The sequence below is a fragment of the Citromicrobium sp. JLT1363 genome (assembly GCF_000186705.1).
Taxonomy (GTDB): domain Bacteria; phylum Pseudomonadota; class Alphaproteobacteria; order Sphingomonadales; family Sphingomonadaceae; genus Alteriqipengyuania.
Genome location: NZ_AEUE01000001.1, coordinates 396,249 through 413,097, shown reverse-complemented (window position 1 = coordinate 413,097; position 16,849 = coordinate 396,249). Strand labels below are relative to the sequence as shown.

At 64.7% G+C, this 16,849-nt stretch carries 18 protein-coding genes and 1 riboswitch; of the genes, 7 read left to right on the top strand and 11 right to left on the bottom strand.

Translation table 11 applies throughout. The features are described from left to right. Nucleotides 1-49: 49 nt before the first annotated feature. Both ADAD_RS0101920 and ADAD_RS0101915 read right to left on the bottom strand, forming a co-directional pair. On the bottom strand, nucleotides 50-427 hold the full coding sequence (locus ADAD_RS0101920) for a response regulator (RefSeq protein WP_010408642.1): 378 nt from the start codon (nucleotides 425-427) through the stop codon (nucleotides 50-52). Next, nucleotides 424-1,500: a PAS domain-containing protein gene (locus ADAD_RS0101915; protein WP_010408641.1), complete on the bottom strand. Its 1,077-nt coding sequence runs from the start codon at nucleotides 1,498-1,500 to the stop codon at nucleotides 424-426. Before ADAD_RS0101915 ends, ADAD_RS0101920 begins: the two co-directional genes overlap by 4 nt. 158 nt (nucleotides 1,501-1,658) lie before the next feature. Between ADAD_RS0101915 and ADAD_RS0101910 the strand changes: the two genes are divergently transcribed. Beyond that, nucleotides 1,659-2,003 (top strand): DUF962 domain-containing protein, encoded by a 345-nt coding sequence (locus ADAD_RS0101910; RefSeq protein ID WP_010408640.1) that lies wholly within the window; start codon nucleotides 1,659-1,661, stop codon nucleotides 2,001-2,003. A gap of 9 nt (nucleotides 2,004-2,012) precedes the next feature. On the opposite strand, the gene ADAD_RS0101905 is transcribed toward ADAD_RS0101910, so the two are convergent. Continuing rightward, nucleotides 2,013-2,438 carry a COG3650 family protein gene (locus ADAD_RS0101905; protein ID WP_010408639.1) on the bottom strand — a complete coding sequence of 142 codons (426 nt, stop codon included), beginning with the start codon at nucleotides 2,436-2,438 and terminating at the stop codon, nucleotides 2,013-2,015. A 166-nt stretch (nucleotides 2,439-2,604) separates the two neighbouring features. Here ADAD_RS0101905 and ADAD_RS0101900 point away from each other — a divergent pair, with 166 nt between their 5' ends. Continuing rightward, the gene (locus ADAD_RS0101900) at nucleotides 2,605-3,099 is read left to right on the top strand and encodes a hypothetical protein (RefSeq protein ID WP_010408638.1); all 495 of its coding nucleotides are present in this window, start codon (nucleotides 2,605-2,607) and stop codon (nucleotides 3,097-3,099) included. A gap of 99 nt (nucleotides 3,100-3,198) precedes the next feature. Here the strand turns inward: ADAD_RS0101900 and ADAD_RS0101895 are convergent, their stop codons facing one another. The 3 genes from ADAD_RS0101895 to ADAD_RS0101885 form a co-directional block, all read right to left on the bottom strand. Continuing rightward, nucleotides 3,199-3,780 carry a fasciclin domain-containing protein gene (locus tag ADAD_RS0101895; RefSeq protein WP_029139833.1) on the bottom strand — a complete coding sequence of 194 codons (582 nt, stop codon included), beginning with the start codon at nucleotides 3,778-3,780 and terminating at the stop codon, nucleotides 3,199-3,201. A 370-nt stretch (nucleotides 3,781-4,150) separates the two neighbouring features. After that, nucleotides 4,151-4,360 (bottom strand): hypothetical protein, encoded by a 210-nt coding sequence (locus ADAD_RS0101890; protein WP_010408636.1) that lies wholly within the window; start codon nucleotides 4,358-4,360, stop codon nucleotides 4,151-4,153. Nucleotides 4,361-4,445: 85 nt separating this feature from the next. Next, nucleotides 4,446-4,658, bottom strand: a complete 213-nt coding sequence (locus ADAD_RS0101885) for a cold-shock protein (RefSeq protein WP_010408635.1) — start codon at nucleotides 4,656-4,658, stop codon at nucleotides 4,446-4,448. Nucleotides 4,659-4,977: 319 nt separating this feature from the next. On the opposite strand from ADAD_RS0101885, the gene ADAD_RS0101880 reads away from it, so the two are divergent. Then, nucleotides 4,978-5,415: a PRC-barrel domain-containing protein gene (locus tag ADAD_RS0101880; protein WP_010408634.1), complete on the top strand. Its 438-nt coding sequence runs from the start codon at nucleotides 4,978-4,980 to the stop codon at nucleotides 5,413-5,415. Between the two features lie 274 nt (nucleotides 5,416-5,689). Here the strand turns inward: ADAD_RS0101880 and ADAD_RS0101875 are convergent, their stop codons facing one another. Continuing rightward, complete coding sequence (locus tag ADAD_RS0101875) at nucleotides 5,690-5,980, bottom strand: hypothetical protein (RefSeq protein WP_010408633.1); 291 nt, start codon at nucleotides 5,978-5,980, stop codon at nucleotides 5,690-5,692. 327 nt (nucleotides 5,981-6,307) lie between these two features. Here ADAD_RS0101875 and ADAD_RS0101870 point away from each other — a divergent pair, with 327 nt between their 5' ends. Together ADAD_RS0101870 and ADAD_RS0101865 are read left to right on the top strand one after the other, a co-directional pair. Beyond that, on the top strand, nucleotides 6,308-7,285 hold the full coding sequence (locus tag ADAD_RS0101870) for an asparaginase domain-containing protein (RefSeq protein ID WP_083825532.1): 978 nt from the start codon (nucleotides 6,308-6,310) through the stop codon (nucleotides 7,283-7,285). Between the two features lie 17 nt (nucleotides 7,286-7,302). Continuing rightward, on the top strand, nucleotides 7,303-8,121 hold the full coding sequence (locus ADAD_RS0101865) for a hypothetical protein (protein ID WP_010408631.1): 819 nt from the start codon (nucleotides 7,303-7,305) through the stop codon (nucleotides 8,119-8,121). 52 nt (nucleotides 8,122-8,173) lie between these two features. Here the strand turns inward: ADAD_RS0101865 and ADAD_RS0101860 are convergent, their stop codons facing one another. After that, nucleotides 8,174-8,539, bottom strand: coding sequence for a hypothetical protein (locus ADAD_RS0101860; RefSeq protein WP_010408630.1), 366 nt, complete (start codon nucleotides 8,537-8,539; stop codon nucleotides 8,174-8,176). Further along, nucleotides 8,536-9,141 (bottom strand): hypothetical protein, encoded by a 606-nt coding sequence (locus ADAD_RS0101855; protein ID WP_010408629.1) that lies wholly within the window; start codon nucleotides 9,139-9,141, stop codon nucleotides 8,536-8,538. Before ADAD_RS0101855 ends, ADAD_RS0101860 begins: the two co-directional genes overlap by 4 nt. Nucleotides 9,142-9,413: 272 nt before the next feature. On the opposite strand from ADAD_RS0101855, the gene ADAD_RS16270 reads away from it, so the two are divergent. Further along, complete coding sequence (locus ADAD_RS16270; RefSeq protein WP_010408628.1) at nucleotides 9,414-10,232, top strand: hypothetical protein; 819 nt, start codon at nucleotides 9,414-9,416, stop codon at nucleotides 10,230-10,232. A gap of 69 nt (nucleotides 10,233-10,301) precedes the next feature. Here the strand turns inward: ADAD_RS16270 and thiC are convergent, their stop codons facing one another. Then, entirely contained in the window at nucleotides 10,302-12,197 is a 1,896-nt protein-coding gene (gene thiC, locus ADAD_RS0101845; RefSeq protein ID WP_010408627.1) for a phosphomethylpyrimidine synthase ThiC, read from the bottom strand. A 49-nt stretch (nucleotides 12,198-12,246) separates the two neighbouring features. Further along, a riboswitch (TPP riboswitch) is annotated at nucleotides 12,247-12,358 on the bottom strand. A 154-nt stretch (nucleotides 12,359-12,512) separates the two neighbouring features. Continuing rightward, nucleotides 12,513-14,240, bottom strand: coding sequence for an alpha/beta hydrolase (locus ADAD_RS15380; RefSeq protein ID WP_010408626.1), 1,728 nt, complete (start codon nucleotides 14,238-14,240; stop codon nucleotides 12,513-12,515). Between the two features lie 115 nt (nucleotides 14,241-14,355). Here ADAD_RS15380 and ADAD_RS0101835 point away from each other — a divergent pair, with 115 nt between their 5' ends. Next, complete coding sequence (locus ADAD_RS0101835) at nucleotides 14,356-16,692, top strand: YadA-like family protein (RefSeq protein ID WP_010408625.1); 2,337 nt, start codon at nucleotides 14,356-14,358, stop codon at nucleotides 16,690-16,692. The last annotated feature ends 157 nt before the right edge of the window (nucleotides 16,693-16,849 follow it).

Sequence of the window (16,849 nt, the reverse complement as noted above, 5' to 3'; positions counted from 1 at the left end):
ACCTGCCGACCAGGCGGCGCGTCCCACAAGTGATCTGACGCGGCCGGTCTCAGTTGGGTCTGGTCGTTTCCGTCGCGAGAGACAGCGCCGTATCCACCACCCTGCGCGAGCAGGCAGGCTTGGCGATCAGCTGCGCATCGAGCGACGCCAGCGTGCCTTCCTGCCGGTTGAGATCGCCCGAATGCAGAATGTAGGGGATCGACCGACGCTCAAGCTCGCGCGCCACGGGCACGCAGGTTTCTCCATCGCGCAAGGTCACATCCAGCACCGCGCAGGAAACACCGCCATGGGCCTCGATATGGGCCAGGGCTTCCTTCACGTTGGTAGCCGTCAGCGGCTTGCAATCCTTGTCCTCTGCGGCAAACTCGAGATCCATCAGGATCAGCGGCTCGTCGTCCAGCAGCAGGATACGGCACCCTTCGCTCACGCTTGCTCTCCCTCGATGGGTACGGTGAGGACGGCGTGCAGACCACCGGATTTCCATTCCCGTTCGATCGTACCGCGTGCGGCGGCCACCATCCTGTCCATGATGACCGCTCCCGGCCCTGTTTCCTCCGGCGGGCCACCCGGCGTTGGGCCACCGCTCTCGATCCAGGTCAGCACCACCTGCCCGCCATGCCGCTGCCAATCCAGCTTCACCTGCCCATCGCCCTCTTCGGCCCAAGCACCAAAGCGCGTGGCATTGCCTGCCAGTTCGTGCAGCACAAGCCCGATCAGCGACATGGCCGAAAACGGCACTTGTACGCCATTGCCCAGGAACTTCAGCCTTTCGCCCACCGCGTAGGGCTCCAGGATCGCCTTCACTGCGGGTCCAAGTTCGATCACCCCGACGGACGCTTCGTCCAGCGTCGTCTCGTAGGCGCGCCCAAGGGCGTGAATGCGGCTGTTGATCTCGCCAGTGGCATCCTCGATGCCGCGCACCCTGCCCACCACGTTCACGATCCCGGAAATCACGGCGAACATGTTCTTCATCCGGTGCGAAAGTTCGCGCGCCATTTCACGCGCATGGCGTTCTTCCGCGCGCGCCGCGCGTACATCGGACACGTCCCACTGGCTGCCGAAGAAGTAGATCAGCTTGCCGTTGGAATCGTAGATCGGACCGAGGTGGAGCGCGTTCCAGAAAGGCGTGCCGTCCTTGCGATAATTCAGCAGTTCGATGACCAGCACGTCTTCATTTTCGATGGCCTCGCGCACCCGGGCGACTGCATCGCGGTCCGTCTTCGCGCCTTGCAGGAACCGGCAATTGCGGCCGAGGATTTCCTCTTCCTCGTACCCGGTAAGTCGGCGAAAAGCGCGGTTAGCGAACACGATCGGCTGGTCGGGCTGATGGGGATCGCTAAGGCACACGGCCATGCGGGTTTGCGCCATCGCCTGCTCGAAGAGCACGCCGGAACTGTCGGAGAACCGATCCTCCTGACCGACCTCCTTCATGTCGCGGCGCGGGCGCGCCTGCGGATCGCTGGTGCTGGCCTGGCTGGGCACCTCGGGATAGTCAGCCATAGAAATCCAGTAGATTCAGCCGTATTTTGGCAGGTGGAATGAGCATGAACTTGCTGAACGACGATGCACGCCACCCGTTCCACGCAACCTGCATAAACGCGCCAGAATGAAACAAATCTGGCGCCGGACGCGTTCCGAGAATGGAGGAGAGAAAGCCCATGGCCGAACGCGCGTACGATACCTTCGCCGAATTCTGGCCCTTCTACCTGCGCGAACATAGTCGGTCCGCCACCCGGACGCTGCACTATATCGGCACTGCACTGGTGATCGCGCTGGCGGTGCTGGCGGTGGCCAGCGGGACATGGTGGCTGCTGGTGGCCTTGCCGGTCGCCGGGTACTTCTTCGCCTGGGTCGCGCATTTCAGGGTGGAGCGCAATCGCCCCGCGACCTTCACCTATCCGCTCTGGAGCCTGGCAGCCGATTTCCGCATGTTCTTCATGTGGCTCGGCGGGCGGCTCGGCCCCGAGCTCGACCGCGCGGGTGTCGCCCGCAAGAAGCGCTAGGCTTTATCGTCAGGGCTGCTCGGGCCCTTCGAACGGCTGCGCATCCGTCCAGGCGCAACCCCGGCGCATGTCTTCGCCGATCCGCAGGGTCACCGTGTAGGGATAGGTACGGTCGCTCATGGCGTCGGAACAGGCGCCGGGCGTGACGGTCATGTCGAAAGGCGCGCCATCTAGGCGGCCGGACAAGCCCAGCCCGCCCTGCCCCGTGAAGCGCTCGACCGCTAAGGTAGTGCCCTCGATATTCTCCGGCGTCTCGTAGGTCAGCTGCGTGCCGGTGGTCGATCCGCCCCAGAAGGGTTCCGTGCCCAGGAAGTGGATCGTCTCGTCCGGGCCGATGCCGGTGAAACCTTCGGGCGAGTTGCCGGGCGCGTTCGCGCCGTTTTCCGTCTGGCAGGCGACGAGCAGCAGGGAGGTGGCGATCAGCAGCAGGCGCATGGCAGGGTCTCTCCGGCAACATCTCGGGGCTTGGCGTATGCATTGCGTTCACTATCGTGTCGCGCGGCGCAGCGGAAGTGGGCCGAGGCTCCGGACCTTCGGGGAACGCCAGGCGCGTATTGTCGGTTGGGTCCACGAAGGCAATTCATTGTGGGAGTCCAAGAACATGCGCGTCCTGCCCTATTTCGCGGGTACCGCCGTGATCGTTGCAATCGGCGGCGCGGTCGCAGGCGCCGCAATCGACACGACCCCACGCGAGATCTTCGATTCATCGCATCTGCCCACCCCCGGCAACGACATCGACATGACGAGCGGCAAGCGGGCGCTGACCGCCAATCACTACCCCCTCGAAACCGACGGCGAGACCTACGACGTGGCCGAGCTGCGCGAACGCGGGCTCTACAGCCAGAAGCGCTACGCCGACGCCTACGAGACCTATGAACCTGAGACGCAGGCCGAGGATTTCGACTTTGCCGCCGCACAGACCGACCAGCAGCGCTGGGAAGCCGAGCAGCGGCGGGCAGGCACCCGGACGCGCGTCGTGACCACGACGACCGCGCAGCGCCCGCTTCAGCTCGACCGTCCGGCGGAAGTCTCCGAAGCCAAGGTCCGCTATGTCTCCCGCCCGGTGGTTCAGGACACCAGCGGGGCGGGTCACTGAACCGCAGCAGGTCATGCCCCTTTGCGGGCAACATGAGCACAGCGCACATGAAAAGGGCTCCCGTCCGGGAGCCCTTTTGCGTTGGTATGGCGGCGTGCCTTATTCGGGCATCAGCACCGTATCGATCACGTGGATCACCCCGTTCGAGGCGTCGATGTCGGTCTGCGTCACGGTTGCCGTGTTGCCGGCCGCATCGCGCAGGACGACATTGCCGTCTTCCATCATCGCAGTGAGTTCGGCGCCGTTCACGGTGGTCAGCGTGTAGCCTTCCTCACCCGCACCTTCGATCGCGGCGGTCAGCGCGTCGGCCATCGTTTCGCCCTCGATCACGTGGTAGGTCAGGATCGAGCCGAGCTGGTCCGTATCTTCGGTGGTCAGCGTCTCCAGCGTGCCGTCGGGCAGCGCATCGAACGCGGCGTTGGTCGGCGCGAAGACGGTGTAGGTGCCACTCGAGAGCGTTTCGCCAAGATCGGCCGCGGTCACGGCTTCGACCAGCGTCGAGAAATCGGGATTGTTCTGCGCGACTTCGACGATCGTGCCGGCCGCGGTGTCGTCAACGGCCATCTGATCGGCCGTCATGTCGTCCGCCATTGCGGTATCGTCTGCGGTGGTGTCCGTTTCCGCGCAGGCTGCAAGCGAGAGAGCCGCGGCAGAGGCGAGCATAATGCTAAGCTTTTTCATGGGGTTGTCATCCTCGGGGTCGTTTTTTGGGGGCTTGGCTTTGCGGCACAACAGGATAGTCGCGCCGTCCACCCAACCAATCGATCGCTCGGGGCGATGTTCCGATAATGGCGACAACATGGCACCAAAGGAGGTAGTCCGGGCCGCGTCCAGGGGGACCCATGCAAAAATCGGTATCATGTGGGCCAGGCCAAATGCGCAGCCCCCTGACACACCTGACACAGTGTTCAGGACAGGAAAAAGTGCTTCGGATGCGCCAGGCCTATCTCGCGGAATTCTCCATGGGATCCGGGATGGCTGGCAGCGCAATCATCGGGGACGATAGGCCACAGGCGGGCCGGTGTAGGAAAGGCTTTTCAGGCAGGGCCCCTCAGGCAGCCTCGTCGCTGGTGGCAGCTTCCGCCTTGTCGCGCACGATCTTGGCGCGTTCCTCGGCCACCCCGCGCGCGTGTTCGGCCAGACCGCGCCAGGTCTTCTCGGCCCGCAATTCGCGTTCGCGCACCATGTCGAGCTTGGCGGCGCTGGCGGCAGCGGCGGCTTCGTCCGCGCGCTGGCAGTAGAATTCGTAGCTCTGGGCCATGGGCTGTCTTCCGTGCTGGAGGGGGGAGTGTCGGAAAAATAAAAAGGGCGCCGCATCCGATCGATGCGACGCCCCTTGAAAACGCTCAGTCGGCGGCGGAAAGGTTGACCGCGCTTTCCTTGCCATTGCGGCCCTGCTCGACTTCGTAGTTGAGCCGCTGTTCCTTATCCAGCGACTGCATGCCCGCCGCCTGCACGGCGGTGATGTGCACGAAGCTGTCGGGCGAGCCATCGTCGGGCTGGATGAAGCCGTAGCCCTTGTCGGCGTTGAAGAATTTTACGGTGCCAGTCTTGGCCATGTGATGTTCCTTTCGAGAACGTAGGGTTGCCCGCAAGGCAGAGTGCCCCCTGGGTCGTGCATCAGGTCGTCCGAAGAAAGGAAAACGTCGTCTGGTTTACGCCGGGGCCGGTTCTGAGCTGGTGGCTCTTGTGGCAAGCGGCGAGGCAAATTCCGAAGTCCGTCGCAAATTTCGACGTCAGCCCAAGCTCTTTAGCACGCCTTCGCCCGATAACCTAACGATGGATTTTCGGCGCGCCGGTTTCCGTCCGCTCTGCGTAACATTTGTCAGGAACGCACGGGCGCGCGGCTCATTCTGTCGCTTTCAAGAGGAGAAACCAATGCAATTTTCGAAGTTCGTCGTCCTTCCGCTGGCCGCTCTGGCGATCACCGCCTGCGAATCCCAGGCCGAGCAGGAAGCCGACATGGCCGAGGACCAGATGGAGATGCAGGCCGAACAGAGCGCAGCCGAATCGGGCAACGAGGAAGCGGCCCTCGGCATGACCGAAGCACAGCTGATCGATGCCGACCTCGTGGATGCCGACGGCAACGATCTGGGCGATATCGAGCAGGTCCGCCGCAACGCCATGGGCACGGTCGAAGGTCTGGTCGTCGAACTCGAAGGCACCGAACGCTACGTCCTCGTGCCCATGAACGATCTCGTCGCGCGTCCCGAAACCGACGACGACGACATGGATCGGGACATGAACGTGCAGACCACCCAGAGCGCGCGCCAGCTCGCCGAACTGCCCGACGCGGAGATGCCCGCCGCGATGTAAACACGCGCAGCACGATAGCTTGCGACACATGCCCGCCCCGGCCACCCGCGCCGGGGCGGGTTTTTCGTGTGACCGGCTTTCGCGCTGTCGCCGGGGCGACAGGGTGACAGAAGCGCCGATTACGCGCGCCGCCCTTGCCGAACCGCGCCGCCGCGCGTCATGCCCCCCAATCGTCACCCCGGACTTGCCTGCCCCCGCGCAGGCGGGGGATCCGGGCTCCAGCGTTCTATTCATGCGGAGACGCGAAGAGGCTGCGAAGTTGGCCGAGCGATCCCTACCGGCTGAGCCGCCTGCGGTTGGCGCGTACCGGCTTGCCGTAATGCGCCAGCGCGCGGCCCGTCGCCTCCTCGGGAGATTGGCTGAAGCCCCCAGCCATCATCGCAGGCCACAAGGTCATCGCGGCGCTCACCTTCTCGCTCACCATCCGCTGCGCCTCCCGCTCGGCCAGCTTCCCGCCCGCCATCATTCGCAGCGAGCGAAGCCAGACGACCATGCCCATCTCGGCACCGAGCATCCAGCTCTCGACCGCGAGTTCGGGCCAGGTCTTGGGGGCGGGCTTGGTCATTGGGGGCACTCCGGCAGCCGGGTGCTGCGGAGGGGTAACGGCGGGGGAGCCTGGTCGGCACCCGGTATGTGACCGACGGAACCCGCAACACTTAAATAGGCGATGGTTTGCGCCTGGCTCTGCTGCTCTCCGTGTACGCGTCGCCGACAGCATCACGGTCATTCTCTCGATCATGAACAACGTATCGCCGCACGATACCGTGAGCCGACAATGCGGCTCCTATCCGGAAGGGTTTCCGACCTAGCCGCACCACGGGGGGCATGTTAGTCAACTCCGGTCCCGCCCATCACCGGGCTGCCACGCACGTCCATAGATGAGACTGACTGCATGAAATTACTGTTCCTCAATTGCGGCGGCACGATCGTTCAAGAGCACAGTGATGCGAAAATGGCCTGGACAGCTTCCCTTGCAAATCTGATCGAGAGAACCGGGCTCGATATCGACTTTCGCGAAGAGGAGCTGTTTTCAGGCTTAGCGGCGAATTTCACCCTTCGCGATATCATGCAGGTGGCCCACGTGCTGCATTCGGCCGACGACGTGGCCGGTACCATCATTACGATCGGGACCGACGTTGCCGAGGAAGTAGGCTTCGCCATCGATTATCTTGGCCCCTATCCCAGGCCAGTAGTGTTGGTGGGGGCGAGCAAGCCGACCCAGGTTCAGGGTTATGATGGCGTTTCGAACCTCTACAATGCGATCACGGCGCTCCAGAGTTCGGCTCTTCGGGCAGGGGATGTGGTGTTCACGATCGCGGACCGCTTTTTCGACGCCTCGAGGCTGTTCAAGCAGGATTCCGAATTGCTCGACGGGTTCTCCGCTTCGCCGGGACCCATTGGCGAGATGCGCAACGGGCAGGCGAGCATTCCGTTCAATTGCTCGCGCGATTCAGCGACCCATGGCGTTACGCTCAACGACGGTAAGACCTTCGAAAAGATCGCGCGTGTCGGCGTGCTGATGACACACGTTGACATGGACTTGGACACGAAGAGCCTGGGGCGGCTCGATGGTCTCGTCATTGCAGGAATGGGAACCGGATCCATGCCCGACGACGTCCGGTCCAAAATCGAGGAAGACCTGACCGCCCATATCCCATGCGTCGTTTCAACACGCTGCCCGAGCGGCTCGGCTTTCAACGAGTATTTCTATCGAAACTCGACCGAGAAGCTGGACAGGGGCCGGTTCATCTATCGCGAATTTTTCACACTCAATTATCTCAAAGCACGGATGAAGCTGCAAATAGATCTTTCCGCGAGAATGAGCGGATTCGAAGTAGAGCCTTATCTGGAGAAGTTCTTTACAAGGTAGGTTTCCTCGGGGGGGGTATGACAGATTTTTTCGAACAGATCGGCTACCTTGAGACGTTCATCTCACTGGCGGTTTTCGGATGGGCGATAATTTCGCCGATCCTTCTGTGGCGCTCCAAACGCCGGCAGCACAAGTTCACCCAGGTCAAATTCCCGACGGATAAAAGAGATTTCTACGCCTATTTCCGCAAATGCATCGACAAGGCCAAATCGGAAATCGTTATCACCGGCGACGGCTTTAATCTCAGAAACGCCGAAAGCCTCAAGAATGCCGCACCGATAGAATCGGCAATCGAGCGCGCCCTGGGCCGTGGCATTACTGTTCATCGCTATCAGATCGTCAGCACGATGACGGTCAATTACCTAATGCGACTGGAACGGCTCAAACGAGCCTATCCCGACCAATTCTTCGTATATATAAATAGTTCATTCGAAAATATTGGCATGTTCTGCGTCATCGACGCCGGTACGCGCAAGACGGTTTTCGAACAGCAAATGGTAAGCGGCCCGATGCTCGCCAGAGGAACGGAGCCGCACGACTTTGCCTTCGTACTGGGGCATCAGGCGAAGTCGAATCGGGGTCGACGCTTGATCGAGTCGATCCGTAATGACGACCTCACCACGTGCCTCGGTGCAGACGACTTCGAGGCGCTGCGGCAGAAACTCTGGAACGAGCGTAAATCGCTTGCTCTGGGCCCGACACACTACGCTCCCATCGATCCCGAGCTAGTCACCTGTTTGTCATCGAGCGACAAGAACTGCGACTATCGACCGGAACTGTTTTCCTCTCTCGCGAATCTGGAAATCGTGGACGCCGAGCACGACGGCGGGGCTTAGGCACACAGCAGCGAAACGCAATCTGCTCTCCACGACGCGCACTATACTGCGGCTACTCGGGCTGTGACACTTCACCCGCGATCCGCCGATGCTCGTCAACGCTGCGCCGCATTTCGCGTGCCTGCAGATGCAGCGCCTTGTTGCTCAGACGGATCTCGCGGCTCTGCTGGAAGAAGCCGAGGACCAGCCACAGGAAGGCGAGCGGGCTGGATATGCCGCCGAGGAAGTCGCCCAGCTCGTTCAGCTTGAGGTCCGCCGGGTTCTGCCCTTGCGCGACGAGGTAGATCACCAGCCCGACCCCATAGAGCGCGGTCAGCCACAGGCCGATCACCGGCAGGCGGCGGCGCTCACGGCGTTCCTCCTCGTAGGGGTCGTCGAGAATGGCCTCGGCATCGGTGTCGGTCGGCTGGTCGCTCACGGTCGATCCTCTCCTGCGCGCTCTCCCCCGCGCTGGCCGCGCGATGGCAGGTGTTTGCTCCAGTCGATCCGCGCGAGCAACACCAGCGCGCCCAGCATTGCGACCTGCAGCGCAATGCCCAGCGGGCTGCTGACCGCCTCGCGCAGCACGTCGCCCAGGCTCGTCGCGCGGATGGTCTTCGCGGTGAGGCCGTAGATCGAATAGCTCACGATCCGCCCGGCGAAGAAGGCGGCGGTGAAGGGCAGCAGCGGCAGGCGCGCGAGCCCGGCGGCCTCGAACAGTTGCGCCGAGGGCACGGGCGAGAGTGCGAAGAGGCCGAGGGCGAGCAGGCCGCCGCGCCGCCGCTCTTCCAGCGCGCGTCGCGCGGCGGCGAGGTTGGCCTTGGTCTTTGCGGGCAGGAAGCGCGTGCCCAGCGCGCGGGTCGCATGGCCGAGGAGGAAACGCCCGCTCGCCGCCGCCAGCGCGCCCGTCCCGACCAGCGCGGCGAGCGAGAGGTCGCTGTTGAACGCGTAAAGCGCGATGATCGACCAGGTCGGCGGCCCGAAGGCGGGAAGCATGTTCACGCCGAGAACGAGGGCGAAGAAAATCAGGTATTCTTCCATTCGCCCCGCCCTCCAGCCCGCCCCGGCATTCTCCTGCGTCCTATTCCGCTTCCCCTTCGGGCAGGTACGGCCGTTCGCCCTTCGCGCGGTAGACTTCGCTCATGGTTTCCATGCCCTTCTCGTTCTGCGCCCCGGATCGGGCGGCTACTCCGCCTCACCCTGCGTCAGGGGCAGCCGTCCGGACCGAGCCACGGCTCGCCCTTCGCCTGTTGCCCGGACGGCAGAAGTAGCTAGCGCCTCGCGCCGAAGCAAACTTGCCAGAGGAATCGTCCATGCCCGTCTCGTTCCGCCATGCCATGCTGGCGCTGCTGATAGCGGGCTGCGCGCCCCAAAGCGGATCCGCCCAGAACGGGTCGGAGGGCGTCTCGGACGAGAGCGCAGCTACCCCGGCGTCGCGGGACTTCCCGCGGCTCGTCCCCGAGCCGGTACAGCGCGACGGCTCGCACACCATTCTGGCCGGATGGCACGACGCGCCGACCGCCTATTCCTCCAATCGCATCCTGCCCGACGATCCGGCCTTTGCCGGTGCCGCAATCTTCACGGTGGAAGGTGCGCCGGTCGATTTCGAACAGGGCTTGCGCGAGGCGCTGGCGCATGAGGGCGTGACCGGGCCAAGAGTGGTTGCACGCCGTGACCTCACCGGCTCCATTCCGGACATGTTCAGCGAGGCGATCGACAATGCGGGCGGGCGCTATTCCACCTTCATAGCCGATGCCACCGGGCGCGAGGGCCCGGTGCGCGTGGCGGGGCTCTGGTTGCAGACCCCGACGGGCCCCGAAGCGGGCGCGAGCTTCGAGATGTTCGTCGCGCCGCGCGATACCTTTGCGGCAATGGGTGGCTGGTTCGTGCCCACGGCGCGCTATTTCGATGTCTCGTTCGAACATCCCGACCAGGTCGACCTGCGCCGCCACGGCACGCTGCCCGACGAGGAAGCGGCGCAGAAAATCGCCGAGCATTTCGGGGAGTTCATGACCTTCATCCTGCAAAGCCAGTCGTTGATGACGGCGATGACCCAGCAGACGCTGAGCATCCAGCAGGGGCTCGATCAGGTCGAACCGCGCGGCTTGCAGGATCCGATGTATGAGCCGTGAGCGATACCGAGCGCGGTCGGGCGGGGATGAGACCGCCCGACCACGCGGTATCAGTTGAAGGGCGCGCCCTCAGCCCTCGTTCGTTTCCTCTTCCGGCAGGTACAGACGCTCGCCCTTGGCGCGGTAGACCTCGCTCATGGTCTCCATGCCCTTCTCGTTCTCGGCGCGCTGGTCGGGCGAGTTTTCACCCTTCAGATCCTCGCTCGCCAGATAGCTGTCGCTGTTCTGCCTGGCGGCGAACTCGCGGACTTCCTGGCTGATCTTCATCGAGCAGAATTTCGGCCCGCACATCGAGCAGAAATGCGCGGTCTTGGCGCCTTCTGCGGGCAGCGTCTGGTCGTGGTACTGCTCGGCGGTATCGGGGTCGAGCGAGAGGTTGAACTGGTCGCGCCAGCGGAACTCGAAGCGCGCCTTGCTCAGCGCATCGTCGCGCACCTGCGCCGCCGGGTGGCCCTTGGCGAGGTCCGCCGCGTGGGCGGCGAGCTTGTAAGTGACCACACCCACCTTCACGTCATCACGATCAGGCAGGCCGAGGTGTTCCTTCGGCGTCACGTAGCAGAGCATCGCCGTGCCATACCAGCCGATCTGCGCCGCGCCGATGCCGCTGGTGATGTGGTCGTAGCCGGGCGCAATGTCGGTGACGAGCGGCCCGAGCGTGTAGAAGGGCGCTTCGCCGCAGGCTTCGAGCTGCTTGTCCATGTTCTCCTTGATCTTGTGCATGGGCACGTGGCCCGGCCCTTCGATCATCACCTGCACGTCCTGCTCCCACGCCTTTTTCGTGAGTTCGCCCAGCGTGTAAAGTTCGGCGAACTGCGCTTCGTCATTGGCGTCGTAGATCGATCCGGGACGCAGGCCATCGCCTAGCGAGTAGGCGATGTCGTAGGCCTTCATGATCTCGGTGATCTCGTCGAAGCGCTCGTACAGGAACGATTCCTTGTGATGCGCGAGACACCACTTGGCCATGATCGAGCCGCCGCGGCTGACGATCCCGGTCATGCGCTTGGCCGCCATCGGGACATAGGGCAGGCGCACCCCGGCGTGGATCGTGAAGTAGTCGACGCCCTGCTCGGCCTGTTCGATCAGCGTGTCGCGGAAGATTTCCCAGGTCAGATCCTCGGCCACGCCGCCGACCTTTTCCAGCGCCTGGTAGATCGGCACGGTGCCGATCGGCACGGGGCTGTTGCGGATGATCCATTCGCGGGTGTCGTGGATGTTGCGGCCCGTGGAGAGGTCCATGACCGTGTCTGCGCCCCAGCGGATCGACCAGACCATCTTGTCGACCTCGTTGGCGACATCCGATGCCACGGCGGAGTTGCCGATATTGGCGTTGATCTTGACCAGGAAGTTGCGCCCGATCGCCATCGGCTCGCTCTCGGGGTGGTTGATGTTGTTGGGGATGATCGCGCGGCCCCGCGCAACCTCGTCGCGGACGAATTCGGGGGTGATGAAGTCGGGGATCTCGGCACCCCAGCTTTGCCCATCGCGCTCGGCAGCGATCTGTTCGCGGCCCAGATTCTCGCGTTCGGCCACATATTCCATCTCGGGCGTGATGATGCCTTTGCGCGCATAGTGCATCTGGCTGACGTTCTGGCCCGCCTTGGCCCGGAGAGGCCGCTTCACCACGTTGGGGAACTGCGGAACGCCGCCCGAGCGATCGGGGCCAAGCTGGCCGTTATCCTCCGGCTTCACCTCGCGCGCGTCGTATTCCTCCACATCGCCGCGGCCCATGATCCACTCGCGGCGCAGTTCGGGAAGCCCCGCATTGATGTCGATCGCGGCGTTCGGATCGGTGTAGGGGCCGGAGGTGTCGTAGACGCGCAAGGACGGCTCGCCGCCCTCCAGGTCGATCTCGCGCATCGCGACGCGCACGCCGGAGCCGGTGCGCGCGGCGACGTGGACCTTGCGGCTGCCGCGAATGGGCCCGGTGGTGACGCCGATTTCTGTGCGTGCGGGAATGTCGGCCATGAAAAAACGCTCCTTACAAAGTCGGAGCGAGGGCGGAGACCGGGCGTTTTTCCGAAAACCGCTCCCTCCCTCCGCCCGTATTACCGGGATCAGGTTCGACGGGTCGCGGTGTATTCCGCTCTCAACCTGCGTTTGCGCGGCAGGCTCCCCGGGGATGGGAGAGGTGTAGGCGTTTCGCGGCCACAGGTAAACCGCCCAGCGGCGGTCGAACGCCCACTCAGCCCGGTCATGCCCTCCGCGAAGCATGGGGGATGGACAATACGCCGATCATTCCGGGCAAGAACGCTGTTCCGCCGCCCCTCTTTCCGCGCCCGATCAGGTCGCCGCCACGCCGCTGTCGCGCGCGGCGAACACGTGGCCCGGTGCCTCGCCCGCGAGATCGGCAAGCCGTTCGACGAACAGTTCGGGACGCTGGTAGGGCAGAAGCTCCCCCGCATCGGGCACCTGCTCGACCGTCACCGTCGGGCCGAGCGCCTTGAGCGCTTCGTAGTCCTCGCGCCGGAACCGGCCAAGGTCGGGCGGCAGCAGGTAATGCACCGGGCATTCAATCTCGCCGAACCAGTCCGAAAGATGGTTGTGCGCCACCATCAGCTGTTCGCGGACGAAGGCGTGGTGACCCTGATTGGCAAGGTGGCGGCAGCCGGAACGCAGCGGCGCCTGCATTTCGGGATCGTGGATCGCGGCGAGATCGATCGGCGTGCCGTCGAACGCACGCGAGAGGTAGAAATCGGGCCCTTCCTCCTGCATTCGCCGCAGCGCCAGACGGATCACCAGCTCGAACGCTACGGGCGCCTTGCGCGCCAGCCCGGCCAGCGTCCGCTGGGCGAGCGGCATTGCCCTGAACCGCGTCTCGCACAGGTTCCACGGAAAGCCGAGCACCATCACGCCCGAGAACAGGCGCGGATGGCGCGCGGCGGCCCGGGTGAGCGGGAACTGCCCGCTATAGCTGGCAAAGGCGCCGAGCCCCCGAAGCCCCAGGCGATCGCAGAACTCGGCAATCGCGGCGACGCCATCGTCGATCTGCTCCCGGGATGGATCGGGATCCGAATTCCCGTGCCCCGGCATCGACAGGCAGATGAGTTTCAGCCCGCGCGCGCGCAGCATGGCACGGGTCGATTCCGGCAGCGCAAAGTAGGGGATTTCACCGTGGACGAACAGGATCGGCGTCCCGTGTTCCGCCCCGCACCAGGTATAGGCAAGCCGTCTGCGGTCCGCGCGATGGAGGATCGTTTCGCGCCCCAGCGGATCGGCATAATGCATGGAGCGCGTTTCACGATTGAGCGCGGCGCGTGCGCACAGCAGGCCGAGCATGCGCACCAGATCGACCTTCGATCCGACTTCCACCTTGGCATAGATCCGCTTGAGCTGGGTGCGCACCGTTTCGGCCTGCGCGCCGCGTTCGTCCGCGATCAACGGCGTTTCGCGCAGCCGGAACAGCAACTTGCATATCTCGGTCTCGGCATCGGTCAGCCCGAAGGCCTGCGACAGATTGGCGGAGACTTCGGGATACCATTCAAGCTCGAGCGAGCGGACCACGGTGTATCCCCGGTCATGCCCGCGCACCGTCAGCGCATAGACCTCGGCCAGCTGTTCGCCGCCGTTCCCGTTCACCGTCCGCACGATGGCATAGGCCGCATTGCCGCGTCCGCCTGCGGTGCGCCGGACCGCTTCGTAGTTCCTACGGGAATCGTCGCGCAGCCATTCCGTCCCCGCCAGGGCGCCCTGCTTGACCCCGAACCAGTGCTCTCCCCCGCCGCCGGTCGTGATGACCCGGCCATCGGGCGAAAGCACCATAGCGGGCGCCGGGGTTTCGCGCACCGCCGCCTCTATCGGGTCCTCCACCTTGATATCCATGTCGCTCGACAGGAGATCGTCGATCGCATGCAACTGGCGCGAGAGGATCCGGTCGAGCAGCCCGGGCGAACGAGCGGCATGGGCGAGCTTGCGGTCCCACGCCTGCATCATCCGATCATAGCCCTCGGTGTCGGTCAGCGACTGCCACGAGGCGGAGACGATCTCCAGGTCGATTTCACGATCGGGCATCGCGTCCTTCCATGCCGTGTCCGGGTCGCCGCCGCATACCCCAAACGGGATATGACACGTCCCCCCGCCTCTAACAAAAGCCGCGCCATCACGACCAGCAATAGCGAGACTGACGATGGCAATTTCAAAAAAGGCGGGACTTTCGGTGCGGACGGCGATCGGCGGAGCGGCTTTCGGCTTTGCCGCGATCCTTTCGCTCGGCATGCCGACCAGCGAGGTTGCGGCGGCCGAATGTCTGCTCGACACCAATGGCGACGGCGATGCCGACGACGGTGTCGATACGACAGGCGGCGCCAATGACGCGAGCACCTCCAACGGGCAGTCGCTCGCCTGCGGAACCAATTCGCTGGCCGACCCGGAAAACACGAAGGGCGATGGTGCGGTCGCACTTGGCCACAACGCAGCCGCGCGCGGCCCGGGCACGACGGCCATCGGTAACGACGTTTCGGCGAACGGCATCGGCGCCGTGGCGGTCGGTGGCGATTCGGACAATAACGGCGGCGGTCAGACCTCGGCGAGCGGCGACGGGGCCTCGGCATTCGGCAGCGGCGCAAGTTCCTTGCAAAATGGCACCGCGATCGGTTTCATCAGCGTGGCATTCAACAATGGTGTGGCCGTGGGGTCGGATTCGCAGGCGACGATCGATGCCACCGCGCTGGGTACGCTGGCCAGTGCAACGGGATTTCGCTCGGTTGCCCTCGGGATTAACAGCTCTGCGACCGACGACGACGCCATTGCCATAGGGTCCCTTTCCACGGCTTCGGGCACCACCGGCATCGCGATCGGCGCCAACAGCAGCGCAAGCGGGGGAACCGCAGTCGGCCATTCCGCCCAGGCTGCGCTCAGAGCCGTTGCTTTCGGGGCCAATTCCGAAGCATCGACCGGTGCGGTCGCGATCGGGGAAGGAAGTGGCGCCACGGACGTGAATACGGTCGCGATCGGCAGCAATTCCGAAGCGACGGACCGTTACAATGTGGCAGTCGGTGCCAGTGCGTCGGCCACCGGCGAAAGCGGCACTGCAATCGGCACGTTGGCGGCGGCGACGGGCTCCGAGACGACCGCGGTCGGCTACAGCGTCGAGGCCGGAGGTGATCGCAGCACCGCCATGGGCTCGCGTGCGGAAGCCACGGGGTCCGGCGCCAGCGCTTTCGGCCAGATGGCAAGCGCGAGCGCTATCGGAGCGACAGCGCTGGGTCAGGGTGCGACCGCCAGCGGGGGCAATTCCCAGGCTCTCGGGAAATCCTCTGTCGCAAGCAGTACGGCCGCCCTTGCGGTGGGCGCCTGGGCTGCAGCCGAAGGGCGGGGATCGGTGGCTCTGGGCGCGTCAGTGAGCCCCAATGACCGGGCGCGGGCCACCGGGTCATACGCGATCGCAATCGGCGGCGGTGAAACTGGTAGTGAAGGCGCCCAAGCCGTTGGCAACAGAGCGATCGCGATCGGCAACGATGCCTCGTCCACGGGCGAGTATTCGGTCGCGATGGGTCGGCAAGCGCTCGCCGACGGCGATCTGACGACGGCGATGGGCGCGAACTCTTCGGCGACCGGCCTCAACACCACCGCCGTGGGCCAGGGCACGACCGCCTCCGGCGTGCAGGCCGCCGCCTTCGGTTCGGGTGCCGGCGCATCGGGGACCGGAGCGCTGGCCTTCGGTGCGTTTTCGCAGGCGCGTGGCAATTTCTCGACCGCGCTGGGCTATTCCAGCTTTGCCCCGGCGCTGCAGGCGACGGCGGTAGGCAATCGCGCGCAAGCGACCGGGGAGAACGCGACCGCGCTGGGCCGCGCTGCACTGGCCCGCGCCTCTGGCGCCACCGCGCTCGGCACCGGCGCGACCGCCGATTTTACCGGTTCCACCGCGCTGGGCGCGGGCGCGACCACCAGTGCGGCGAACCAGATCGCTATCGGCACGTCGACCAGCACGGTGGAAGTCGCCAGCCTGGACAATGCCACCGCGCAGCAGGAAGGCACGATCTACCTCGTCACCGCCGACGAGTCGGGCACGCTAGGCCGCACCGCCTTCAACATGAGCAGTCTTGGCGGCAGCGCGGGTTTCCAGCGTGGCCTCGCCGCTGCCATGCCCGTCGCGGCCGTCACCGATGCGCAGTTCAACGCTCTCGACAGCCGCGTCGGCACGCTGGAAGGGCAGATGGGCGGCCTCACCAACCGGGTCGGCACGCTGGAGGGGCAGGTCACGCTCAACAATTTCCGGATGGACGAACTGGACCGCGCGCTTTCGGGCGGCATCGCGGCGGCCATGGCGCTGGGCCAGGCCAGGATCGTGCCCGACAGCAATCTCTCGGTCACCGTCGCGGGGGCGACCTATAACGGCCAGCAGGGCTTCGCCGGTTCGCTGACGGGGCGCGTTTCGGAAAAGGTCTATATCTCCGCCGGCGTCTCCGGAAACACGGGCGACGACAGCTTCGGCGGCACCGTGTCGGCCAGTTTCGGCTTCTGATACGACGCAAGGCGATGACGGCGGCGGGGCGATCGCAAGACATCGTCTCGCCGCCGCCTGCGCGCTCGACGCAGATATCCCCTTTTCCAGGGCCCAAGCCTCTGGCGCTCAAGGATTCCCTTGAGTAAAAATTCACCTGCGGGTCGTATGGTTGCGC